The sequence below is a fragment of the Companilactobacillus farciminis KCTC 3681 = DSM 20184 genome, from assembly GCF_002706745.1.
GTDB lineage: Bacteria > Bacillota > Bacilli > Lactobacillales > Lactobacillaceae > Companilactobacillus > Companilactobacillus farciminis.
In genome coordinates, this window is record NZ_CP017702.1 from 2,508,716 (window position 1) to 2,532,715 (window position 24,000).

29 protein-coding genes are annotated in these 24,000 nt (G+C 36.5%); 5 read left to right on the forward strand and 24 right to left on the reverse strand.

Annotated elements, in window-relative coordinates; translation table 11 throughout:
* Nucleotides 1-140: 140 nt before the first annotated feature.
* Entirely contained in the window at nt 141-1,013 is an 873-nt protein-coding gene (gene scrK / locus LF20184_RS12400; protein WP_010018019.1) for a fructokinase ScrK, read from the forward strand.
* Between the two features lie 44 nt (nt 1,014-1,057).
* On the opposite strand, the gene LF20184_RS12405 is transcribed toward scrK, so the two are convergent.
* From LF20184_RS12405 to LF20184_RS12460, 12 genes are all read right to left on the reverse strand, one after another.
* Entirely contained in the window at nt 1,058-1,468 is a 411-nt protein-coding gene (locus tag LF20184_RS12405; RefSeq protein WP_010018018.1) for a GtrA family protein, read from the reverse strand.
* A gap of 12 nt (nt 1,469-1,480) precedes the next feature.
* Entirely contained in the window at nt 1,481-2,278 is a 798-nt protein-coding gene (locus LF20184_RS12410) for a metal ABC transporter permease (RefSeq protein WP_010018016.1), read from the reverse strand.
* A gap of 1 nt (nt 2,279) precedes the next feature.
* Nucleotides 2,280-2,945 carry a metal ABC transporter ATP-binding protein gene (locus LF20184_RS12415; RefSeq protein WP_010018014.1) on the reverse strand — a complete coding sequence of 222 codons (666 nt, stop codon included), beginning with the start codon at nt 2,943-2,945 and terminating at the stop codon, nt 2,280-2,282.
* Nucleotides 2,946-2,947: 2 nt separating this feature from the next.
* Complete coding sequence (locus LF20184_RS12420) at nt 2,948-3,826, reverse strand: metal ABC transporter solute-binding protein, Zn/Mn family (protein WP_010018012.1); 879 nt, start codon at nt 3,824-3,826, stop codon at nt 2,948-2,950.
* 135 nt (nt 3,827-3,961) lie between these two features.
* Nucleotides 3,962-4,855, reverse strand: a complete 894-nt coding sequence (locus LF20184_RS12425) for an IS3 family transposase (RefSeq protein ID WP_099240391.1) — start codon at nt 4,853-4,855, stop codon at nt 3,962-3,964.
* Nucleotides 4,852-5,556 (reverse strand): helix-turn-helix domain-containing protein, encoded by a 705-nt coding sequence (locus tag LF20184_RS12430; protein ID WP_099240516.1) that lies wholly within the window; start codon nt 5,554-5,556, stop codon nt 4,852-4,854. The genes LF20184_RS12425 and LF20184_RS12430 overlap by 4 nt, the downstream gene beginning before the upstream one ends.
* Nucleotides 5,557-6,284: 728 nt before the next feature.
* The gene (locus LF20184_RS12435) at nt 6,285-6,818 is read right to left on the reverse strand and encodes a hypothetical protein (protein ID WP_010018011.1); all 534 of its coding nucleotides are present in this window, start codon (nt 6,816-6,818) and stop codon (nt 6,285-6,287) included.
* 72 nt (nt 6,819-6,890) lie between these two features.
* Nucleotides 6,891-7,628 (reverse strand): aspartate/glutamate racemase family protein, encoded by a 738-nt coding sequence (locus LF20184_RS12440; protein WP_010018010.1) that lies wholly within the window; start codon nt 7,626-7,628, stop codon nt 6,891-6,893.
* A gap of 5 nt (nt 7,629-7,633) precedes the next feature.
* Nucleotides 7,634-9,163 carry a UDP-N-acetylmuramoyl-L-alanyl-D-glutamate--2,6-diaminopimelate ligase gene (locus LF20184_RS12445; protein ID WP_010018009.1) on the reverse strand — a complete coding sequence of 510 codons (1,530 nt, stop codon included), beginning with the start codon at nt 9,161-9,163 and terminating at the stop codon, nt 7,634-7,636.
* 12 nt (nt 9,164-9,175) lie between these two features.
* Nucleotides 9,176-10,414, reverse strand: a complete 1,239-nt coding sequence (locus LF20184_RS12450) for a D-alanyl-D-alanine carboxypeptidase family protein (RefSeq protein WP_010018008.1) — start codon at nt 10,412-10,414, stop codon at nt 9,176-9,178.
* 16 nt (nt 10,415-10,430) lie between these two features.
* Nucleotides 10,431-11,534 (reverse strand): sensor histidine kinase, encoded by a 1,104-nt coding sequence (locus LF20184_RS12455; protein WP_050783062.1) that lies wholly within the window; start codon nt 11,532-11,534, stop codon nt 10,431-10,433.
* On the reverse strand, nt 11,531-12,217 hold the full coding sequence (locus LF20184_RS12460; protein WP_010018006.1) for a response regulator transcription factor: 687 nt from the start codon (nt 12,215-12,217) through the stop codon (nt 11,531-11,533). Before LF20184_RS12460 ends, LF20184_RS12455 begins: the two co-directional genes overlap by 4 nt.
* Before the next feature lie 105 nt (nt 12,218-12,322).
* Between LF20184_RS12460 and LF20184_RS12465 the strand changes: the two genes are divergently transcribed.
* Nucleotides 12,323-12,520, forward strand: coding sequence for a hypothetical protein (locus LF20184_RS12465; RefSeq protein ID WP_010018004.1), 198 nt, complete (start codon nt 12,323-12,325; stop codon nt 12,518-12,520).
* A 42-nt stretch (nt 12,521-12,562) separates the two neighbouring features.
* Here the strand turns inward: LF20184_RS12465 and LF20184_RS13075 are convergent, their stop codons facing one another.
* The 10 genes from LF20184_RS13075 to rsmG all read right to left on the reverse strand — a co-directional run bounded on the left by LF20184_RS13075 (nt 12,563) and on the right by rsmG (nt 19,818).
* Nucleotides 12,563-12,697 (reverse strand): hypothetical protein, encoded by a 135-nt coding sequence (locus LF20184_RS13075; protein ID WP_010018003.1) that lies wholly within the window; start codon nt 12,695-12,697, stop codon nt 12,563-12,565.
* A complete protein-coding gene (locus LF20184_RS12470) occupies nt 12,697-13,347 on the reverse strand; it encodes a DsbA family oxidoreductase (RefSeq protein ID WP_010018002.1) in 651 nt (216 codons plus the stop codon). Before LF20184_RS12470 ends, LF20184_RS13075 begins: the two co-directional genes overlap by 1 nt.
* Before the next feature lie 15 nt (nt 13,348-13,362).
* Entirely contained in the window at nt 13,363-14,304 is a 942-nt protein-coding gene (gene trxB, locus LF20184_RS12475; RefSeq protein ID WP_010018001.1) for a thioredoxin-disulfide reductase, read from the reverse strand.
* A gap of 117 nt (nt 14,305-14,421) precedes the next feature.
* Complete coding sequence (locus LF20184_RS12480; RefSeq protein ID WP_010018000.1) at nt 14,422-15,078, reverse strand: ArsR/SmtB family transcription factor; 657 nt, start codon at nt 15,076-15,078, stop codon at nt 14,422-14,424.
* Between the two features lie 129 nt (nt 15,079-15,207).
* The gene (locus tag LF20184_RS12485) at nt 15,208-15,954 is read right to left on the reverse strand and encodes a DUF1129 family protein (protein ID WP_010017999.1); all 747 of its coding nucleotides are present in this window, start codon (nt 15,952-15,954) and stop codon (nt 15,208-15,210) included.
* Between the two features lie 14 nt (nt 15,955-15,968).
* Entirely contained in the window at nt 15,969-17,072 is a 1,104-nt protein-coding gene (gene ychF / locus LF20184_RS12490; RefSeq protein ID WP_010017996.1) for a redox-regulated ATPase YchF, read from the reverse strand.
* Between the two features lie 3 nt (nt 17,073-17,075).
* The gene (locus LF20184_RS12495; protein WP_010017993.1) at nt 17,076-17,339 is read right to left on the reverse strand and encodes a DUF951 domain-containing protein; all 264 of its coding nucleotides are present in this window, start codon (nt 17,337-17,339) and stop codon (nt 17,076-17,078) included.
* Between the two features lie 9 nt (nt 17,340-17,348).
* Nucleotides 17,349-18,218, reverse strand: a complete 870-nt coding sequence (locus LF20184_RS12500; RefSeq protein WP_010017990.1) for a ParB/RepB/Spo0J family partition protein — start codon at nt 18,216-18,218, stop codon at nt 17,349-17,351.
* The gene (locus LF20184_RS12505) at nt 18,199-18,975 is read right to left on the reverse strand and encodes a ParA family protein (RefSeq protein ID WP_010017989.1); all 777 of its coding nucleotides are present in this window, start codon (nt 18,973-18,975) and stop codon (nt 18,199-18,201) included. Before LF20184_RS12505 ends, LF20184_RS12500 begins: the two co-directional genes overlap by 20 nt.
* Nucleotides 18,976-19,092: 117 nt before the next feature.
* A complete protein-coding gene (gene rsmG / locus LF20184_RS12510; protein WP_010017988.1) occupies nt 19,093-19,818 on the reverse strand; it encodes a 16S rRNA (guanine(527)-N(7))-methyltransferase RsmG in 726 nt (241 codons plus the stop codon).
* A 159-nt stretch (nt 19,819-19,977) separates the two neighbouring features.
* Here rsmG and LF20184_RS12515 point away from each other — a divergent pair, with 159 nt between their 5' ends.
* Complete coding sequence (locus LF20184_RS12515; protein ID WP_010017987.1) at nt 19,978-20,409, forward strand: GNAT family N-acetyltransferase; 432 nt, start codon at nt 19,978-19,980, stop codon at nt 20,407-20,409.
* Nucleotides 20,410-20,559: 150 nt separating this feature from the next.
* Here the strand turns inward: LF20184_RS12515 and LF20184_RS12520 are convergent, their stop codons facing one another.
* The gene (locus tag LF20184_RS12520; protein ID WP_010017986.1) at nt 20,560-21,012 is read right to left on the reverse strand and encodes a CopY/TcrY family copper transport repressor; all 453 of its coding nucleotides are present in this window, start codon (nt 21,010-21,012) and stop codon (nt 20,560-20,562) included.
* A gap of 223 nt (nt 21,013-21,235) precedes the next feature.
* Here LF20184_RS12520 and LF20184_RS12525 point away from each other — a divergent pair, with 223 nt between their 5' ends.
* Nucleotides 21,236-21,895, forward strand: coding sequence for an EAL domain-containing protein (locus LF20184_RS12525; RefSeq protein WP_010017984.1), 660 nt, complete (start codon nt 21,236-21,238; stop codon nt 21,893-21,895).
* Nucleotides 21,896-21,938: 43 nt separating this feature from the next.
* On the opposite strand, the gene LF20184_RS12530 is transcribed toward LF20184_RS12525, so the two are convergent.
* Nucleotides 21,939-23,297, reverse strand: coding sequence for a C1 family peptidase (locus LF20184_RS12530; RefSeq protein WP_236906321.1), 1,359 nt, complete (start codon nt 23,295-23,297; stop codon nt 21,939-21,941).
* Between the two features lie 18 nt (nt 23,298-23,315).
* Here LF20184_RS12530 and LF20184_RS12535 point away from each other — a divergent pair, with 18 nt between their 5' ends.
* On the forward strand, nt 23,316-23,990 hold the full coding sequence (locus LF20184_RS12535) for a type 1 glutamine amidotransferase (protein ID WP_010017981.1): 675 nt from the start codon (nt 23,316-23,318) through the stop codon (nt 23,988-23,990).
* The last annotated feature ends 10 nt before the right edge of the window (nt 23,991-24,000 follow it).

Sequence of the window (24,000 nt, forward strand, 5' to 3'; positions counted from 1 at the left end):
ATTGCAGTGTTCGAATAATATTCTTTTTGTTATTAATAATTTTTTATCAATAAACAATCTTATTTGACGTCAAAAATAAAAAATAGTATCGTATTACTTATTGCAAACGATTACTATTAATTGCCAAGGAGAGATTTATTTTGCTAGTAGGAAGTATTGAAGCAGGTGGAACAAAATTTGTTTGTGCTGTTGGTGACGAAGACTACCGTATCAAGGATAGTATCCATTTTCCAACAACAACACCCGAGGAAACATTAAGAAAAACAATCGATTATTTCAAACAATTCGATATCGAAGCTCTCGGTATTGCTTCATTTGGACCAATCGAACAACGTAAGAATTCACCAAAATATGGTTACATCACTTCAACACCTAAGCCAGGTTGGAAAGACACTGACTTTGTTGGTGCTTTGAAGAAGGAATTAAACGTACCAATGTTTTGGACAACTGACGTTAACGGTTCTGCTTACGGCGAATACGTAATGTCAACTTTAGCTAACGAAAAAATCGATTCATTGGTTTACTACACAATCGGTACTGGTGTGGGAGCTGGTGCAATTGCGGATGGTAAATTCATCGGTAACGTTGGCCACCCTGAAATGGGACACACTTTCTTGAAACGTCACCCTGATGACTTAGATTTCAAAGGAATTTGCCCATTCCACGGTGATTGTCTTGAAGGTTTAGTAGCCGGACCTACATTTGATGCCCGTTTAGGTAAACCTGGTAAGGACGTTCCATTGACTGACCATGTTTGGGATATCATGGCCTATTACGTTGCTCAAGCTGCTATCCAAGCTACCTTGATTCTTCGTCCTGACAAGATCGTCTTCGGTGGCGGTGTTGTTAGTGAAACATTCTTAGATAAAGTTCGTGTTCAATTTAAGGAATTACTCAATGACTATGTTGAAGTTCCAGAATTAGACAAATACATCACAATGCCCGTAGTTAAGAACAACGGTTCAGCTACACTAGGTGATTTCGCCTTGGCTATTCGTGAATTACAAGACTAAAAAAATTCTCACTAGAAAATCAATCTAGTGAGAATTTTTTTGCATTAATTTCTTTTTCTAAAAATAATAAACTTGCTAAAAATATAGTTCAGTAAAACAACCACGACATTGGCGATAATTTTTACGATAAATCCATTGCCGTGCAATAAAACCATTCCAATAAACATCGTTCCTTGGTCAAACACCCAAGATCCACCTCTGAATAAGAAGAAAGATCCCATTTCTTGGAAGAAAGCTTTCCAAGTCTTGGTATGAGAATTAAAGACCCACAACTTATTCGTGACGTAAGCAAATAGAACTGAAATCACATACGCAATCGCGTTCGCAATTTGAGAATTCATATTCAAAACGCGCCACAACAAGGCAAAGGCCACGTAATTTACTACAGTTGTTAAGACTCCGAAAAATAAATAGGGAATCGCATCTTTATATTTACTCCACAATTCTTTTATCATCTATACATATCCTTAATGGTTTAATTTCCAATTTTTGTAACTTAGTCCTAAGAAATAAGCAATTACTTCAAAGCCAGAAATAAAGAATGTCACTGGCCAATTGGTTATGAAAGCTAGATATAACCCTAACCAAACTCCTATTAATGACAAGCCAACTGAAACCATGATCAACTTAGGCACCGTATGAACGACATATTTGGCCGTTGCTCCTGGCAAAGTCAATAAAACAAAGACCAGCAGTGACCCAACGATTTGAGCACCGATACTGACGCTGAGAGCCAAAGTTACTAAAAAGGCTATCGAGAGTAACCTAGTCTTCAAACCAGCGGCACGAGCCCCAATATGGTCAAATGAATCAAAAGCGAGCGGTTTATAGAAAATAATAAAGACAAAAATGACAAATAATGCCAAAATCATCAATTGTTGAACTTCTTTGGAACTGATTCCGACGATACTACCAAACAAGATATTCGTCGCGTAACTACTTGATTCTGATGATAACGATAAAAACAGAATTCCTAAACCAATAAACAATGACGAAATCGCACTGATCGATGCTTCACGTCTGGAAGATTCGCTACTCAAACTACCGACAGCAATCGAACTGACTAAGGTGAACAAAATCATTCCCGCTAATGGTGAAATACCAACGAGAATTCCAAATGAAGCTCCCGCAAAGCCAATTTCTGACAAGGTATGCGACAGAAATGACATATTTCTCGATACGACGAAGACTCCGACTAATCCAGCCGTTATAGCGATAAAAGTACTAGCAATAAAGGCTTCGCGCATAAATTCATATTCAAACATTTTAACTCCCCATCTCGAACATATCTTCAGAAACATCGCTGACTTTAACTTCTTTAAGCGTCTTATCTTCAAAGAATAACGCCCTAGTCGTATATTTCTTTGTTAATTCATAGTCGTGCGTAATGAAGATAACCGTCAAGTTATACTTTTGATTCAATTCAGCGACCAGATCCATCAGTTGCATCTTCACTTCAACATCTAGGCTGGCTGTCGATTCGTCCAAAATCAGAATTTTCGGGTCATTCAACAAAGCTTGTGCCAAATAGGCCTTTTGCTTTTCACCACCAGAAGCCAATCCTAAAGGACGATCTTTCAATTGTGTCAACTTAGTCTTCGTTAAGATTGTTTTAATCAGTTCATTGTCAGCTTTACGACGTTTCGGGCTGAGAGTGAACTTCAAATTCAAACGAACAAATTGTTCAATATTCAAAGGATAATCTAAATCGATATTTCTGAATTGAGGCACATAACCGATTCTTTTGTGATTCATTTTCAACTCGCCACTAGTCTTCTTCTCAAGTCCCATCATGATTCTAACTAGAGTCGTCTTACCCGAACCATTAGGACCAATCAAACTAATAAAGTCGCCATCATTAATCGTAAAATTGACGTCCTTAAAAACTAGTTGCTTACCAAAACGCTTGGTTAAATTCTTTGCTTCAATCACAGTTATCTCTTCACTATCCTTTCGATTTGAGACAGATTGCCATTCATCCACTCATAATATCCTAAATCACTTGGTAAAGTTTCGGTGAAATAAATAATCGGAACTTTATTTTTTTTAGCCAAATTAGTCATTTTAGTGATAATACCACTAGTGACTTGTTTATTTACAACTAAAAAACTCACTTTATGGTGTCTCAGGCCATCTTCCATTTTCTTGATATCCTCAATCGATGGATCAGTATCTTCTTCGATTGCTTTAGCAAAATGAGGATTGGCGATACTTACTCCCAAATCCTTCAACAAGTAATATGGCAATGGTTCTGTCACATAGGCTTTTTTACCAGCAGTCTGTTGTTTTAGTTTTGCTTCTCTTTCGACTAAGCCATTTAATTTTAATTTATATTTCTTAAAGTTAGCTTGATAGTAGGCTTTATTCTTAGGGTCGACCTGACTCATATGTTGAGCCACTGCCTGACTAAGTTTCTGCACATTCTTAACTCCGAACCAGACGTGTTCATTGTCACCATTTTGCTTATGCAAAACATCTCGAGAGAAATCAATCAGGTTTTTATCCTGACTATTAGCCGTAACGATTTTTTCAACCCAATCATCATAGCCTAATCCACTGGCAACGATTAACCGTGAATCAGCGACTTGCTTAGCGTCATTGCTAGATGGCGAAAAACTATGTGGATCAACGTTGACCGACTTAATAATCGATTCCACATGATATTTATCCCCGACAACACTCTTCAATGGTTCTGTATATGTATTAACAGTCGTCGTAATAATTTTTTTATCCGATGCAGTTTTATGACCACATCCACCTACAAATATTAGTAGCGAAAACAAAACTAATAATAGTACATTTCTTTTTCGCATTCATTTTCCCCTATAATTCTTTTTTAAGTCGAATTACCATTAAGATTCCGTCCTCCATAGCAAAGAAAATTTGGCTGGAATGCACTCTGCCTTGTCAAGTTGACATTTCAATAGAGTTAAAATTATAAAACATATTTAAATGGCTTTATTCCGGTATTCCGCTGGAGTAAAGCCATTTATTTTGTCTGATCTATCTTGATTGTTAAAGTAATCTATTCCTTCTTTAACTAGATTCTTCAACTCTTCCAGCGTAGCTGGTGTAGGATGAAGATCCATCCAACGTAATTTAAAATCGTTCCACCAGCGTTCCATTGGTGAATTATCATAAGGAGTCCCTGGTCTGGACATACTTCTAGAAACTTTATGTTGTGCTAGTAATTTATTAAAACTGTTAGCTACATAAGCTGACCCTCGGTCCGTATGGACCATAGGGTGCACGTCTCCTTCATTTTTAAATACTTCTTCAAACATGGTCATTTCAGCTTCTGCCGTCTCAGTGGGTGTTATTATGTATCCCAATAGAAAACGTCCATAAAGATCCAATATTCCACTTAGTCGTACTTTGTATCTTTTATTTGGTCCATATTCTATTTGTGTTGAATCTGTTAGCCAAACTTCATTTGGCTTAGTAACTTTAAAATTTTGATCTAAGATATTATCTTGAATATATTTTTCTTCTTTTTCTTTTCTATTTATCTTTTTCTTCCGTACTTTACAAACAAGATTCAATTCATTCATTACTCTTCTTACTCGTTTTAATGATAATTTAAATCCTAGTTTATTTTCGTGTATAAGATGAGTAAGTATTTTACCTGCTCCAACACTTCCATTGTGTTCTTCATATATTCTCTTAACATGTTTTTTTAGAGTTCTGTCTTGTTTTTCCCAGACAGTTTCTTTACGATTAATGCTTTTGTGATAGGCTTGTCGACTGACACCTATGTACTCTAATAGGATAGTTTCCCATCCATGATGGCTTTGACATACTTCCTTTATCGCTTGGTAAGCATGCCTATGCTGTTTGTTCACTCCCCACGCTGGATTTCTTCGAATTTTTTTTCAAAAGCCTCTATAGCGTTACGTTTATTTAATTCAGCCTTTAATTGTCTATTTTCTAGTTTTAATTTATCAACTTCTGTTAAACTCTTTTCTTTGACGTAACCTCTGCGTCCTCGCTTATCAGCGAGGGCAGAGTATCCTTGTTTCTTCACGATTAATACCCAATTGCGTACTTGTTGATAGGAAACTTGAAAATGTTCCGAAGCTTCAGAGTATGAATGTTTTTGAAGAGTTACGTATTCAACTACTTCAATTCTTTCTTCAAGAGTGGTTTTCTTCGACATTGTAACGACCTTCTTTCTAACAGGCGTAGCCTTGATTAGATTCTTGTCATTATTATACTGTATTATCCAATATCTCAATTGTTTAGAAGAACGTAGTTTAAACTTTATAGATACTTCTTTAAGAGTCCCTTCGCCATTAAGATAAGCACTGACAGCTTGAATCTTAGTCTCATAACTATATTTCTTGGGAACTTGAGGGATTAATCCCTTTTCACCGTATGCTTGAAATAAGGTAAGCCAACCTCTAGCAGTAATAGGATTAACTCCGATTGATCTGCAATATTCTATAAATATTATTTCTGACTTTACTTTCAAATAGTCTTTAATTATTTTTATCTTGAACTCTGATTCGTACTTCTTCATAAAAAAATCCCTTCTGATTTTCATCTGAAATTATTCCATTTCATATGTCAACCACAAAGGGAGTATAGCAGAACGTAGTGGGCACGATTTTGAGCTTTTGCATAAACCAAGTGCGCAAAATCTCAAAACTCGACCTTATTCTAAGCAACAAGTTGCTAAGAATAAATTCACTACTGAGCCAATTTTCTTTGCTATTCCGGACTAGATAGTGGTTCTATTTTTTTATCACAGAAGTAACAAATAAAAGACGTTATCTAGTCGGTAGTGACAGCTTTATGGATGCTCAGTACTGAAATTTCACTTAGCGATTTATCGGCTCTTGTCATAGTTTGGTTATTTAAAAATGCAGAAGAGTTCTATATTCACTATATATGATTTCATTTTTTTGAATTAAACGAGATAAATAATAAAACTAGGATCCAGTCTGGAGCACAAGTTCTGTGATGGCTCAGCCGCCAAATTTTTGTTAGTGCTTTAGCACTTACAAAAAGGCCTAGTTTTGAGATTTTGCGTCTTTGGGGCCATGCAAAAGCTCAAAATAGTGCCGGCAGCGTTCCAGCCAATCACAGGACTTGTGTGGAAGACGGCATTTTACATTAACCAAATTTTCTTTGCTATGGAGGACGGAATACTACAGGAACCCCTCTATTCAACAATTATCCCACTAAAATAGAGGTCCGAACAAAACATAAGTTTTGAACCGACCTCTTAAGAATATAACTAATTATTATATTAAAGGCAAGTTAGTGCGACTACCAGATTTGGAAGTATTGGCCATTAGCCGGAACTAAATAGCTACCTACTGGTGAATCGGAATTCTTGCTATAAATATTGATTTGATAACCATTCACATCATTCCAAGTGACTTTGCCATTAGCAACGTATTGAGTTGTCGACTTGTCATAAGTTGTACTTAACTTGTCAGCCAAAAATTCAACTGCTTCTTGAGAAGTTGTTAAATTAACTGATTGTTGAGTTTGGTCTTGTTGATTGTCAGATTGATCTTGGGTTTGATCAGTCGTTGTTTGACTAGTTGTCTGATCTTGTTGCGTTTGATCTGAATCAGATTCCTTACTAGGATCTTCTTTTTCTGATGAAGCTGTCTCGTCAGTTGATTTAGTTGATTTCGTAGTTTGATTTGATTTAGTCGATTTTTTGGGAGTATTGCTTGTTGTCTGTTCAGTCTTATCGCTAGATGTCTTCAAATCAGCTGATTGTTGATTGGCACAACCTGCTAATAAGAGTCCGGATAAGCTCAACGTTACGATAGATAATCTCTTAAACATAAAAAATACCTCCTTATACATTTGCCATTATAGCGAATGTATAAAGAGGTACGCAATGTTTCTCGTGAAACATTAATAAATCTTATCAAAATCGATTTTTTCACCACGACGGATTTTTTCACCGAATTCAATTGATTTATCGACGATTACTTCTTGACCATCTATGACTTTATAAGGATGATCTGGAGCTTTTTCTTGAGCTAATGACAATTCAGTACAGCCCAAAACTATAACGTCACAATTGAATTTATCGTGCATTGTTTTTAAAATCTTATGGAATTTAGGCGCATCGACTTCACCTTTGACCTTAATATCATCGTAAATCAGACTTTCAACTTCGTCTTGAACGGCTTGGTCTCCCAAACTGTATTCAAAGCCAGCATCTTTGATCTCATTTTCGTAAACGTGATCGGCAATCGTACCTTTAGTAGCAATCAAACCGATTCGCTTAGCTTGAGGATACTTTTTCTTCATTACGCTGATAGCCATATGTGGCATATGAATAATCGGAATATCAGTGACGGCTTGCAATTCTTTATAGTAATAATGAGCAGTATTACAAATAATTACCATGAATTCAGGCTTTAACAAACTTTGTTGCTTAATGTCTTCAGCTAGTGGGGGCAAAAAGCTAGGTTTACTGTGATCAAGGATATGTGCTGTTCGATCAGGAACGGTTGAATGGTTGACTAAAATATAATCTAAGTAATCTTGATCTTTTTTAGTCGGCGTTTTTTCATTCAACAAGTGCACATAACTTTCAGTGGCTAAACTACCCATACCACCGATTACTGTAAAGAATTTTTTCATGTCTCTTAACCCTCAATGTCCTTCAAAATTTTCTTAGCGACTACTGGATCGCTTGGATAAGGTACATCGACACCTTTTGTCTTTTGATAAGCATCGTTTCCCTTAGCAGCCAAAACAACAATATCATCGCCAGAACTATGTTCGATCATATCTTTAATAGCGCTAGGACGATCCAAGATTGTCTTAACTTTGACCTTAGTATGGTCGATTTTTTCATCGATTTCTTTACAAATGGCGGCTGGATCCTCAAATCCAGGGTCATCTGTCGTTAAAATTGCTTCATCAGCTGATTCAGTTAAAACTTGTGCAAAGCCAGCTCTTCTAGAAACTCCTTTATCACCAGGGCTTCCAACAACGACTTTAATTGCTGAACCAGGATACTCACGTTTTAAGAAGCTCAACAGAGCATTCATACTAGCGTAGTTGTGTGCATAATCTACAAAGATGGTCCCGTGAGACTTGGTATTAATGTGCTCCATTCTCCCCGGGACGAATGCTTTTTTTAGACTATCGGCGATCACCTCATTGTCAACGCCAATAATTTTTGCAGCCGTAATAGCAGCTCCTGCATTCAATTCGTTGAAATCACCAACAAGTCCTAGTTGATAAGTATATTCACCATGTTCTTGCAAGTCTTCAGCTTTGTCGCTTTCGGCAGTATAAGTGAAAACTGAATCATTCAAATTGGACTCTTTGTTGCGAATACTGAAGTCAGTGTCGCCAACTTCATTTTTAGCAAAGCGATAAATATCTTTGTCGTCACTAGTTTGTTTAGCAGCCGCATAAACTGTATCGTAGTCGTTTGTTTGACGATTAATAATATTTACCTTGGAGTTGATCATCAATTGCTTCTTGCAATTCAAATAATCAGCGTAAGTTGGATGTTCATTAGGTCCGATATGGTCGGGAGTGATATTCAAAAATCCACCGATATCGAATTTCAATCCATAAACTCGATTCTTCTTATATGCTTGAGACGATACTTCCATAACCAGGTATTTAATACCGTTGTCAACACAAGTTCTCATGTCATGGAAAAGATCCAATGATTCTGGTGTCGTTAAATCTGACTTGAATTCATCTTTTGGATCTGGTCCCACGATACGGTCAACGGTTGAGAATAGACCAACTTGCTTAGGATAAGCATTCTTCAAAATATCATATGTAAAGTATGATGTTGTTGTCTTACCTTTAGTTCCTGTGAAGGCAACGATAAAGAGATCATTTTGAGGATTGCCAAAGTACTCTGAACTCAAAAGAGCCAAAGCCTTTGAAGCACTCTTTACGATTAGACGATCAATATCCTTGCTGTACTCTTTTTCTGAAACATAAATTTTGGCACCATTTTTAATGGCTTGATCTAAGTATTCAGCCTTGAAATTATTTCCCTTGCAGAAGAAGATCCCATTAGTTTGGTCTTCTTTAGAATTGTAACTAATATTAGTTACCTCAAGGTTATCGTCACTAACTGAACTAGAAACCAGTAAATCATGTTTCTTCAAAATCTCTATAGCTTTACTTATTTTCAAACTCATTTTTTCACACTCCTAAAATAAATGGTTAAAAAATTCTACGATTTGATCCCACCAAGATTTCTGGTTTGTCTCCTTATGTATCTTTTTTCTAACATCTGCCTTTTTAAACGGAAGATAACCACTGTTAGTGTTCGTGGCAATCAATTTTACAGTTTGTTTATTGTGGATTGCAGTAAAACCTAAGTCGTCACTACTTACAGTATAACGTAAATCTTCGATATTAGAATTTTTAGGCAACCAAACATAAACAGGTTCATAAGTTTTATATTTTTTGTTATTAATTTTTATACTTTTATCTTTTTGAATGACTTCTTTACGATCAAAGTTATCTCTTAAATAGTGGACTAATTTTTGTGTTGAGCGGAAACGTTTATCATTATCATTTTCCTCACCTTGAGCATTCAAGACGATTGTCACCAATCTAGTATTATCCAATGGTAAAGTTCCGACAAAGGATTCCCCGGCTTGTTCAGTCGTACCAGTCTTTAGACCGTCGAATTCATAGCCTTCCTGATAGTCGCGTTGGCCTTTCAATAAGAAATTCAAAGTGTCATAAGTCTTGATCTCATTATCGATTGGGAATGACAATTTCGTTTGTGAAGTTGTCTGAAGTATTTCTGGATATTGATCTAAAACGTGCTTGACAATAACGCCGATATCATTGGCTGAAAGCTTGTTTTCACCATCAGTTGGTCCAATGTACATATCGGTTTTCAAGTCAGAATTATTCAAACCAGAAGCGTTGTATAATTCAGCATCCTTGATACCCCAATCTTTGACTGTTTTGCGCATCATTTTGACAAACTTAGCTTGTGTTCCGGCCACTTTTCCAGCCAACATCATCGCAGCCGAATTGGAAGATACGATCCAAGCAGCATTGTAGAGATCTTTGACCGAATAAGATTTATCGGCATCCAAACGAACGTTAGTTAATTCGTTGTCCTGCGTCATATCAGCTTGTTCCTGTGTTGGTGTTACCAAGTCCGATTCAGAGATCTTGCCGTCCTTGATAGCTTTGGTTACTAAATACAACGTAACAATTTTAGTAATTGAACCTATAGCCAATTTCTCATCTGGATTTTTGGAATAGACGATTTGTCCACTGTTCTCATCAAAAATCATCCCTGCACTAGCATTCAATTCAAGCTCTGGCTGAGTAAATGTTGCAGCAGCAACCTCTGATGTAAAAATTGGCAACGTCAAAATGAAAACTGACATTACCAACATGAATTTCTTTGCGAAACCTTTCATAAATAAACCTCTCAAATCAATCTTTCGATTTCGAAATTGGAAAATGACTAATAAATGATGTCTTTTCTTTATCGGAAGTAACAGCAATCGTACCACCGTGTAGTTGAACCATACTTTGAGCAATCGCTAGACCAAGTCCTGTTCCACCAGTTTTCTTGGAACGAGAATCTTCCACTCGATAAAAACGGTCAAAGACGTGCTTCAAAGAATCTTTTGGGATTGGCTGACCGTTATTGGCAACCGTCACAACCACCTCTTGATCTTTTTGTTCAGCGTTTAGCCAAATATGGGTCGCACCTTTACCGTACTTCAAAGCGTTCATGATCAAGTTATTAAAGACTCGTCCTAATTTCTCAGTATCGCCTTGCATCATGATCTTGTCCGGCGTGGAATTGACGATGATTTCCATTCCTCGTTTGTTAGCCTCTAATTCAAAGTCAGCTGACAACTGATCTAGCATTTGAGCCATGTCGAATTTTGTCATCTTCAAACGACTTGTCGCATGCTGAACATTCGCAAATTCAAACAGAGAATTGACTAAGTTTTGCATCTCTAATGACTTCTTGTAAGCAATATGCGTATATTTGAGAATTTGATTCAGGTCATTGAAGTTTTTCCCTTCAATCAAACCCAAATAACCGATCACTGAAGTCAAAGGCGTTCTAATGTCGTGGCTGACGTTACTGATCAATTCATCTTTGCTTTTTTCTGATTGGCGCTGTTCTTGAGCGTGTTGATCCATATTCAAAATCAATAAATTAAAAATCTCGATAATGCCTTGTAAACTAGGATTGACCTTCGTCTGAACTTGCTTAGTTTGGTCATCGATTGCCGCTTTATGCAAAATCTGTTTGATTTGTTCCAATTCCATCTTATGAAAAGTACTCAAGACGATAATGCCAGTTAAAGCTACTTCCATGATTAAAACTACAATAACGGCCCAAATTTTATTCGTCAACAATGACCAATTATTTTGTAAATTTCCCATGAAATTATTTTTGCCCAGGCTACCGATTATAATTGCATTTATTACCTGAAATAAAAGAAAGGTGCCTATTCCTTCAAAAAGGAGGACACCTTTTTCTTTTGCATTCAGTTTGATTCGTTTATTCAAAATCAAACCTCCACTTTATAGCCGACGCCCCAAACGGTTTCGATAACTTTTTCGCCGTTTGTAGCTTCTTCTAGTTTGTCCCGCAAGTGACTGACGTGAACCATAACTGTTTTAGCGGAAACGACACTCTCTTGTTTCCAAACTCGTTCAAAAATTTCATCAGCTGAAAAGACTCGATTAGGGTGACTTGCCAATAAGTATAGTACCCCGAATTCCAAAGCTGTTAACTGTACTTTTTGTCCAGAATCAGTGACGACTTCATGCGAATCTTTATAAATAGTAATTGGTCCAACTTCTAGTTTATCAGGCACATTTTTGGTTGCTTGTTGATTGCTACGACGCAACAATGAACGAATTCTAGCCATAATTTCCAAAGGATTGAATGGTTTCGTGACATAATCGTCAGCACCAGTAATAAGACCTTGTATCTTATCCATATCGGTCGTCTTTGCTGAAACAATAATAATTGGAATTTGCGAATCCTTACGAACACGCTTAACAACTTCGATTCCGTCGATACCAGGCATCATAATGTCCAATACCATCAAGGCAATGTCACTGTGTGCTGCCAATTGGTCCAAAGCTTCTTGTCCAGAATTAGCTGCAATAGGTTCATAACCTTCATTTTTAATATAAATGCTGAGTAGCTCTACAATTTCTTTATCATCATCAACCACTAAGATTTTCATTTCTTAAACCTCTCAAGCGTACATATATTTACAAGTCTACAACTAGTTAGTATTATACAATAAGATGTAACTAGATTACTAATCACACTAAGAAAGTGAGCTTTCATGGAATATTTAAAAAAGAGAATGAAGTTCTTATTGATCATAATTTTTTCGATTGCAATTATCGCTTTTGTCCAATACGAAATCCACTTCGATCAAAACATTAATCTGAAAAAAGTTGGTTTTATCATGACTATCTTGCAAGCCGCTGCTGGGGGATATGGTTTGTATGGTTTAGTGCAATTTTTTAGAGTTAAATAACAAAATGGCCTTGTTGGGATTTTTCCAGCAAGGTCATTTTTATTACTTCGTTTTTTTATCCTGATTTTTCTCTTTATCTCGATGTGCTTGAATATTGCAGCCTTCTGGTCCACAGACTGCGCTTTCATCGCTACCAAAAGTTTCAAATACTGGAGTTTTCTTCTCGTCTTTATCCATTATTTCACTGCTCCTGTTTCAATTTTCTTTAAAGCATCAAGCATAACTTCGTAAGGTTGTGCTCCAGAGATGCCATACTTGTTGTTAATAACAAAGAATGGTGCCGCGTGAATGCCTAATTGTTGAGCTTCCATTTCATCCGCTCGAACTTCTTTTAGATACTTATCATCACTTAAAACTGAACTAACTTCTTCTGTGTCCAATCCAGCTTCAGTGGCTGCTTTAGTTAACACGTCGTGGTCGGCGATAGATTCACCATTACTAAAGTAAACTTGGTAAAAAGCATCGATTACTCTTTCTGTTAGTGCATCATCGTTTTTAGAATCAGCTAATTTGATCAATCGATGAGCATCTTCAGTGTTAGTGGGAATAGCATTCAGCAAATCAACCTTCAAGCCATCACTTGCACCCATTTGCGAAATTTGTTCAATCTGTGCCTTAGCTTGTTGTTTTGTCATCCCATGGCCTTTAGAAAAATGATCAAGCATACTTTCCTTAGTGGTCTTAGGTAGAGTTGGATCTAGTTGAAATGATTTGAATTCCAAAGGTGTTTCATCATAAATATTCATTTCTTTTAAAGCTCGTTTCATTCTCGTTGAACCGATGTAACAAAATGGGCACGCGATATCTGACCAGTATTTAATTTCCATAATTTATATCTCCTCTTAATCCGTAGCTACGTCTTTTAAACTTTCCAAATAATTGAATGCTTCTTGAGCTGCAATTCCACCGTCACCTACAGCAGTAGTAATTTGACGCAAATGTTTTTGTCTAACATCACCAACAGCGTAAACTCCAGCGATATTAGTCTTCATATCCTCGTCAGTTTTGATCCAGCCTTTTTCATCAGTGATTCCTAAATTTCTAAAGGCCTTCGTCATTGGCTCTGTTCCGACATAAATGAATACTCCCTCAGTTGAAACAACTCTGTCTTCATTAGTTTCTTTATCATGAACTCTCACTCCGGTAACTTTTCTATCATCACCAACAATTTCGGTAACTTGACTGTTCCAAGTAAAATTCATCTTGTCATTTTTAAAAGCTCTACTTTGCAATAATTTCTCTGCTCGTAATTGATCACGACGATGAATCACATTAACATCATCGGTTACATTAGCTAAATACAAACCTTCCTCAATGGCAGAATTTCCACCACCGACAACTGTTACATTTTTATTCTTGTAAAAAGCTCCATCACAGACTGCACAGTAGGAAACGCCTCGACCACTAAATTCTTCTTCACCAGTAATACCTAGTTTTCTAGGTTGTGAACCAGTCGCAATAATAACTGCCATCGCTGTTAATTCACCATTGTCCGTATAAAGGTGTTTAAGACCATCACTGTCAACTTCTAGCTTTTCTACATCTCCGTACAAAAATTCAACTCCAAATTGTTGTGAACTCTTATACATTTTCTCTGATAAATCCGGTCCTAAGACATTTTCAAAGCCAGGATAGTTTTCAATCTCGGCCGTATTGTTCATCTGACCACCATAAATCCCCCGATCAAGCATTGCCACATTTAAATTGGCTCTTGAAGCATATAAAGCAGCGGTCATTCCACCGGGACCAGCGCCGATTACAATGACATCATAATTTTGAGACATTTTCTTCCCTCCTGCCCAAATCTATTCAACTGATTAATTGAATAGTTAAATATTAACATGGCTTTTCCATTTGTCAATTCAAAAGCATAAAAAAACACCACTTCGATAAGTGATGTTTTATTGTTGAGCGACAAACTCACGCCAATCGTAGTAACTTTCATTCAAACTATAAGCGTGACGACCTTGCTCATTTAATAATCTAGTAGCTTGATTCGTTAAAGCGCACAAGTGACCCCGACAGTAAACAATCACGTCTTTTTTCGGATCTATTTTTTCAACTTGTTCTGACAATTGGTCCATCGGAATGTTGATAGCTCCCTTAATATGTCCAGCTTGAAACTCATCTTCTGGTCTAACATCCAACAATTGCACATCATCTCGACTCAACAACTTGATAGCCGTTGATAAGTCTAAAGTCTTAACTTGCTCTGTAATGTCGAAGTTTTGCTGAATCTGCTTCATGGCTAGTAACTGACTTTCACCAACATCCCGTAACAAATAAAATAGCTGTTCTACTTGTGGGGAAGCTAGTTGGTAAACCACATAGTTACCCTTTTTAATATTGATAACTAAATTAGCATCACGCAAAGTTTTCAAATGCCTAGATGTATTAGCGATACTCATACCTGACTGTCTAGCTAGTGATTCTACAGTTTTGGGGCCCTGTGACAATAAATCCAAAATTTCTAATCGCTTATCACTCGACAAGCCTTTACCTATTTTGCTCAATTCAGAATAAAGGCTGTTTTTGTATTCATCTGCTGCTTGATTCATAAAATACCACCTTTCAAGCATGCTATTTAACTAATTGATTGAATGCTTTAATTCTAATCAAAATTTTATTTTTGTCAATCAATTGCATAAAAAAAGCTTCAGCAAGCGCTGAAGCTTTTGAAGTAATTTTTACATAAATGAACGGTCATGAATACCCATTGTACGACGGAAGACGAAACGAACTCCGTAAGCTACAACTGCAGCGATGAAGTATCCAATTGCGTTAAGAGCTGGATTGATTGATGTAGGTACAGCTGTCATGGCTGCCAAGAAGACGAACATGAAGGCTAAGCCAACGACCAAATATCCAATGGTAATTCCCCAACCGGGACGTTGTGACTTAGGACGTTTCATTTGGTTGTTGAACCATGTCAATAGTGCACCCCACATAGCGGACAAGACTATCAAAGTAATGATACCAGTTTGATTATTAGGATCTTGTTTCTTGGAAGTTAGAGCAACAATTCCATACAAAACGCCAAACAAAGCAAAGAATAGTAATGATGTGTCGATCCATGATGCCCAGAATGGTGTTACTTTAGGCTTCTTAGTTGGATGAACGATATCTTTAGCTCTTTGAGTTACTGGACCATAAAGTTGATTAGCTGGAATCCCCTTAATTTGATTATCAACAATTTCTGGAAGTAATTTATCGATAGCTTCTTTAGCTTCGTCTTCTTTGAAACCATCTTCCATCAAATATTTATTGAGTTTAAAAATATATTCGGCATTTTTATTACTCAATTTTTTACGCAAATCGTCTGCATTAGCATTGTAGATTTCCGTTTTGATTTCTTCTTTTCTTTCGTTCTTAGCTGAAGCAACTTTTTGTTTTTCAGCAGCTTGCTTATTCTTCTCTCTTAAATCCTCTGACATTTTTGTCCCCCTGGTTAGACGTTAAAGCGGAATTCGATGATGTCTCCATCTTGAACTTCGTAATCCTTACCTTCAACACGTAATTTACCGGCTTCTTTGACGGCTTTTTCACTACCTAATTCATCTAAATCACTAAATGACATAACTTCAGCACGGATAAATCCACGTTCAAAATCAGAGTGAATAATTCCGGCAACTTGTGGTGCTTTCATTCCTTCGTGGAAAGTCCAAGCACGAGTTTCTTTACCACCAGCAGTGAAGAAAGTTCTAAGTCCTAATAATTTGTAACTAGCTTTGATAAGCTTATCAAGACCTGATTCTGTAACACCTTCAGCTTCAAGGAATTCTTTTCTTTCATCGTCATCTAATTCAGCAATTTCTTCTTCAGTTCTAGCTGAAACTCCGATTACTTGAGCATTTTCTTTCTTAGCATAATCTTCAACGACTTTGTAATACTTAGAACTTTCTGGATCAGCCATATCTTCTTCAGCGATATTAGCTACGTACAAGACAGGTTTTGAAGTTAGTAGGAATAATCCCTTAACGATTTTTTGTTCATCTTCGTCAAAGTCGATTGATCTAACAGCGCCACCTTCTTCAAGTACTGGCTTGATCTTTTCAAGGACTGATAATTCGGCTTGAGCTTCTTTATCTTTAGCACTCTTAGCAGCTTTTTCAACACGTGTGTAACGCTTGTTAATACTGTCAAGATCGGCAATACTCAATTCCAAATTAATAGTTTCAATATCATCTAGTGGGTCAACTTTACCAGTAACACTTGTGATATCGTCATCATCGAACGCACGAACAACGTGAACAATAGCATCAACTTGTCTGATGTTTTCCAAGAACTTATTACCAAGTCCTTCACCTTTACTAGCACCCTTAACGATACCAGCGATATCAGTAAATTCAAAAGTAGTATGGATCAATTTCTTGGCAGGAATCAATGAATCGATTCTTGATAGACGACTATCTGGTACTTCAACCATTCCCACGTTAGGGTCGATTGTGGCGAAAGGATAGTTAGCCATCTCCGCACCAGCTTTTGTAATAGCATTAAATAAAGTTGACTTACCAACGTTTGGTAGTCCGACAATTCCGGCAGTTAGAGCCATTATTTATTCCTCATTTCTTTTAATAAAGTTTGGTGGCATTAATTGAGATTTTTTCAAATAATGTTCTTCGTTTTCTGTTTTCACTTGGTCAGCTTGTGTTAAAACTTTCTTGAATTTCTTCTTGAATTCAGCCCGTGGAATCATCACGATATGTCCACAGCCTAAGCATTTAACTTTAATATCCGCACCTAAACGGATAACTTCCCAGCGATTTTCCCCACAAGCGTGAGGTTTTTTCATTGTGATAATATCTCCAAGTTTAAACATACAATTCCTCTAATCTAAATGGATTCCTAATATGTCTAAAATACGATTTAAATCATCCGTATTCGAGAAATCAATTTCTAATTTTCCGTGGCCGCTTCTAGTTTCTTTAACAGCAACCGGCGTATCAAATCTTTCAACTAATTTTTCTTCAGTTGCTCTAATAAAAGGCGATTTTTGAACAGCCTTCTTTTTCTTCTTGCTGTTGTGCTTGGATTCAGTGGCTAGTTGTTCAAGTTGACGAACAGTCAAATCTTCTTCAACAGCACGTTTTGCTAGACGATCGATTTGGTCTTGGTCTTTTAAACTCAACAGAGTTCTCGCTTGACCCATTGATAATTTGCCACTTTGAACTAATTTCTTAGTAGCTTCCGGCAAATTCAATAGCCGCAAGTAGTTGGCAATGTAAGGACGAGACTTGCCTAATCTTTGGGAAACTTGTTCCTGAGTCAAATTCAATTTCGTAATCAAAGTTTGGTAAGCGTCTGCTTCTTCAAGTGGCGTTAAATCTTCACGTTGAAGGTTTTCCAAAACGGCAATTTCCATCATCCCTGATTCGCTTAATGGACGAACGATGGCTGGAATAGTAGTCTTTTTAGCAATTTTACTTGCACGAAAACGTCTTTCCCCAGCAATGATTTCAAAGCCATTAACACTTTCACGAACGATAATTGGTTGAAAGACACCGTTTTGTTCAATTGAGTGTGCTAACTCGTTTAAAGCATTTTGGTCGAAGGTTTTTCTAGGCTGATATGGATTAGGACGAATATCATCAATAGAAAGGTCAACGACGGTTTCACTATTTTCATCAATAGCTTCGAATTCAGAAAAGATAGCGTCAATTCCTCTTCCTAAGCCTTTTTTATTTTTGCTTGATGCCATTACGCTTTAACACCTCCTCGGCAAGTTCACGATAAGCTTTAGCACCTCTTGACTTGTCGTCAAAGTCGACGATTGGTAAACCGTAACTAGGTGCTTCCGCTAGACGTGTGTTTCTAGGAACGATTGATTTGTAAACTGAATCTCCAAAATACGATTTCACTTCATCAACTACTTGGGCGCCCAAATTAGTTCTGGCATCCAACATTGTGATCAAGACGCCTTCAATGGCTAAGTTAGTATTGAAATGTTTTTGGACCAAACGAATAGTATTTAATAACTGACTCAATCCTTCCAAAGCGTAGTACTCACTTTGAACTGGAATAATGATTGAATCACTGGCTGTAAAGGCATTAGTTGATAGTTGGCCTAACGAAGGTGGACAATCGATCAAGATAATATCGTAATCACTGTCGACTTCTTCGATTCCTGCACGTAAGCGTGTTTCACGAGCCATCATCGTCGTCAATTCCATCTCTGCACCGGCTAGTTGAATTGTTGCTGGAACGATATCCAATTTTGGATGCTTAGTATGAATAATCGTCTTTTTCAATGGATATTCGTTTACCAAAACATCATAGACATCTTTTTCAACGTTAGCTTTTTTAATACCTAAACCGCTAGTAGCATTACCTTGAGGATCAGTATCAACAATCAATACTCTTTGACCCAAATCAGTTAAGCATGCTCCCAAATTAATGGTGGTAGTAGTTTTTCCAACACCACCTTTTTGATTTGCAACAGATATTTTTCGTGCCATTTTATTCCCCTATCTTTGGAGCCGTTATAACGGTCTCCCAAAATATTTACTTATGGTTCACTTTTGCCATATCTATATAATCTTATCATTTTTACAGTATTCATTTACACTGTCTAATTATTTCACAAGTGGTTTTTTAGCAGGTGTCCCTGGTTTTCTTGGGTATTTCTTCGGAGTTTTGTTAACTTTACCTACAAAGATAAAATTACGGATTCCTGCATCATTTGGTAACTCAACTGATGTTTGTTGTTTGATTTCTCCACCCAAAGTCTCAATCGCAAACTCTGCTGCTTTGACCTCTTCCGGAGCTTTTTCAGATTTCATAGCGACAAATTGTCCACCAACCTTAACTAGTGGCAAACAAAATTCTGTCAAAACATTCATAGCAGCGACTGCACGAGCCGTTACAACGTCAAATTGTTCTCTAAACTGAGCATTCTTACCAACTTCTTCAGCACGACCATGAACCAAATTGACATCTTCTAAACCTAACTTATTGACCAAACTATCCAAAAACTTGATTCGCTTGTTCAATGAGTCGACGATAGTAATTTTAAGTTTAGGATTAACGATTTTCAAAGGCAAAGATGGAAAACCTGCACCTGACCCAACATCACACAATGTTAATTCGTCACTTAAGATTTTTTTATCGACGAATCCTAATTCAATCGAATCGTAAAAATGTTTTAAATAAACTTGATCTTCATCAGTAATTGAAGTTAAGTTCATAACTTTATTAGTTTCAACCAATTCCTTAAAGTAAGTCGCAAATTGATCTTTTTGAGTTTCACTTAACTCAATCCCTTGTTTTGCCAAGGATTCAAAAAATTCTTCCGGTTTCATTGACATACCTCCACTCGTGAAACACATGTTTCACACCCTTTTATCCTATATTATTGTGGCCTTTAATTCAATGTTAGAAAAAAGAGTTTTTTCTAGATTTTGTAGCAGTTACAACAATATAATTGTATTGTTATTGGTAAAAACCATGGAGGAATTCGTATGATTACTGTTAAACATACTAATGAATTAACATCTAAAGAACTGATCGATATTTTAAAAGAACGTGTCAAAGTTTTCGTAGTCGAACAAAATTGTCCTTATCAAGAAGTCGACGATGATGATTACGATGATTTACACGTTTGTTTGACTGAAAACGGTCGATTAGAAGCCTATACCAGAATCATCGATAAAGGTGACCACATTACTTTTGGACGCGTTCTCGTCGTCAAAGAGTTTCGTAAGAATGGCTTGGGAGAAAAAATTGTTGCTGCAACAATCGATGAGATCAAACAAAGATTTCCCCAACAACCAATTCAAATCCAAGCTCAAGCTTATTTACAAAAATTCTATGAGCAATTCGGATTCAAAGCAATTTCTGACGTGTATTTAGAAGACAACATCCCTCACTTGGACATGCTGCTTAAATTTTAGAAAAACATTTACCAAAGATTTACATTTTTTATATTTTACATACATATTCATTTGATAAATTATCACTGTTAATCATTTAACAAAAAGCAAGAAAAATAGGCCAAACTCAATTTCTGAGTTCAGCCTACGCCCCTGCCAAGGAACTTAATTTTAGCACATATCGTCGCAACCGTCTGGCAAACAATCGCAATGCACGTGTTCTGGAGCAGTCTTTTCTTTTTCTTGTAAAGTCTTTTCTAATTTAGCGATATCAGCTCGACTGATTTCTAAGGAATCAATCAATTCATTCAAAACCGAACCTGCTTTATGAGCACAGAAATCATTGAATAAACTGTTAGCATATTCGTTCATCGTATCTTGTTCAGCTACAGTTGAGGAATAAATATAACGACCTTGTTCTTTTTTACGACTAAGAAATTCTTTTTTAGTTAAACGCGTAATTAAAGTCTTGATCGTAGAGTCAGACCAAGTTTGTTTCTTTTGCATCAAATTAATGATTTCTGAACTAGTCACATGTTTCAAAGTCCAGACGATGCGCATGATTTGCCATTCGGCTGAAGAAATTTCAACTTTCTTCCGTTCTTTTTTTGTAACCGTATCCATCAAAAACGTCCTCTCTTAATGAGAACATTATATAACAATACTAATAGCTTTTTATAGTTTGTTTTCACTAAGGATTTCCACAAAGAAATAATTATCGGAATATCGCCATGATATTCCAATAGGAATATTTATTATTCTTTGATTAATAGCCTGTTTAATTGATATAAATTTAAAAATGGAATAAAATACTCGAGTACAAGAGAATTTTAGGATAGGAGGGAAAATGCCTACGAAGTATAGTTTTTTTGTTCAACCACAAGTCAACAAGAGCACAGATACTCTTTTTGGATATGAAGTCCTTTTACGTAAAGAAGATAACGGCAATTGGCATTTACCAGAAGATTTCACAGAACTTTCAATTGAAAAGCAAGTAGGTTTAGTTGAAGAAACGGCTCATATATTAGCCAAGCAAAAAAATAAGCACAGATCCTTATCATTTAATTTGAACAAGGAACAAGCCAACGATCCACTTACACTGGGAGCCATTATTGCTTTAAAGAAGCGAATTGACCCAGTCTCTTTAACGATTGAATTTACTGATGCTATGCCATTAGCCAAAGTAAAAGAATACAGCTTGATATTGCATCAATACGACATTGCCCTAGTGATTGACGACGTCGGGACAGGTTCTAATACTTTTGATAATATCAAACATTCATTGCCATACGTGGATCGAATCAAGTTTGCGATGCAAAATCTTCGCATGAGTGGTAATGCTGACAAAATTCCTGAATACCTATCCTTTTGGGTTCATCAAGCTAAAAAGTACTGTTTAGATATGGTACTAGAAGGCGTAGAAGACTCCAAAGACCAAATTCTCGCTCAAAAATACGGCATCAATATTCAACAAGGTTACCTTTATGGCAAACCTTCAATGCCTTAAAAAAAGACCAATTAGCTTATAAAAAGTTAATCGGTCTTTTATTTTAGGCTAAAGAATCCCAAGCTGGCAATTCAATAGGATCTTGATTGTATTCAGATAATTCAGCAGCAGTTAAATATTTTTTATTGATAATTACTTCGTAGACGTAATCTTCAAACCACTTCTTGTCCATCATGTAGTAGCCATTTTCACCGTTGTCGCTGCCCCAAGAATTTTCGACTTTGTAGCGATTAGCTTGTCCATTAACTAAGTTGACCCCAGTAATAGTCATCGCATGTGAGACTTGAGCTTGCTTATAATCTAAACGAAGTCCCTTTTCAATCTCAGAGTCAATATTGAACAATTTATCGTATTGATACAAATTACCTAATAAGTAACCTTTTTTACGATCAGATTCTTCCAAAACATCATTTCCAAACCAAACTGGATCATTGCCTTTTAATTGTTCAACCGTTAACTCTTCTAGGCGTTCAATTGGCAAATTCAAAAATTTATCGATTCGACCCCCCACAACGTTGCCAGATTCAGCAATCGTATAAGTTTGATGATATTTCTTACTCTTTTGTGGTGAGTTTTCAACGATAACATAGTCATCTAGATTCATCGTAAAGTAACGTTTTAGGAAATCTTTTGGTGTGATGCTTGTTTCTTCAATCAATTTATCATTATCGGTATGAAGCGACAATTCAAATTCCTTTGGTGGCATCCCAAATGAGTAAACGCAGACTTTATAAACTTCAGAAAGCATTTCTTCAACACGTTGATCAATTTTACTTTGGTCTGTCTTATCCTGAACCATTTGACGCAATTCGATACCATTCTTACGCAACATCTTATTCAAAACGGCATTAAATTCAGTTGTATTGTCGGAAGCTTGAGTTTCTGGCATTACATAATTAGGAACCACTCCGTATTTTTGAATCAAATTAGCAGCATAAACCCAGTAACCACCATCGCCACTAGGAGAACTGAATAACGTGTTAACTTTTCGATCATCAACAGGCAAATCAGCCGTTTCCAAAATATTTTGATAGAAATAGTTAGCCTTTTCTAGACGATCATAAAATGAAAGATAGTTTTGTGATAATTCAAAATCTTTCAGATTATTCTTTTGAGCAAATTCTGTTCGTAAAGTATTCAAAGCTGCGAATAGCCAACAACGTCCAGAATGCTTTTGATTAGATACCTTGCCTGTATCAACCGTAACGTTAAAAGATGGATTTAATAACGTCTTAGCATTAGGATTTTCACTAGCTTGATAAATCCCTACTTGCGCTACAGCGTTTTTAAGCACATTATTAGTTGCATCTTGATTTAAGTTCTCAGTAAAATCTGCTAAAATCTTTTTATTGATTTCTTTTGTCAATTCAATCACCTCATTTATTAATATTACAATATTCATACTATTTGGAGATAAATTATGTCTGAACCTATTAAAATTGCTTATTTATACGAAGATTTAATGAACACCTATGGAGACAGCGGTGACGTTAAGATTCTCAGCTTTCTTCTTAAAGAAAAAGGCTACGACACTCAAGTTGATAATATCAGCCTCGGTATGAAATTTAATGCCTTTGACTACGATTTTCTTTTCTTCGGTGGTGGCCAAGATTTTGAACAATCCGTCGTTTCAACTGACCTAAAGAGACATCGCGAAACTATCAAAGAATACATTGATGACGACAATCCCATGCTTTGCATCTGTGGTGGCTATCAATTCCTAGGTAAATATTACGAAACTAGCAGCGGCGAAACTATCCCTTGCCTTGATATTCTACCTTTCCACACTGTCTTTAAAGCTGATAGTCGTATGATCGGCGATACTGAATATAAGACTGAATGGGGTACTGTTAGAGCTTTCGAGAACCATAGCGGTCGAACTTATTTTGACGATAAGAGCAAGTTAAAGCCTTTCGGTCAAATGGTTGAAGGCTATGGCAATAATCCTGACGACAAACAAGAAGGTATGCGTTACAAGAGCGTTATAGGCAGCTATTCTCATGGTCCTATTTTGAAGAACGAGAACGTTGCCCGTGCGATTGCTGACAAGATTATTGCAGCCCACAAGAAACGTTTAGCTGAAACTAGCAAATAAAAAAAACACA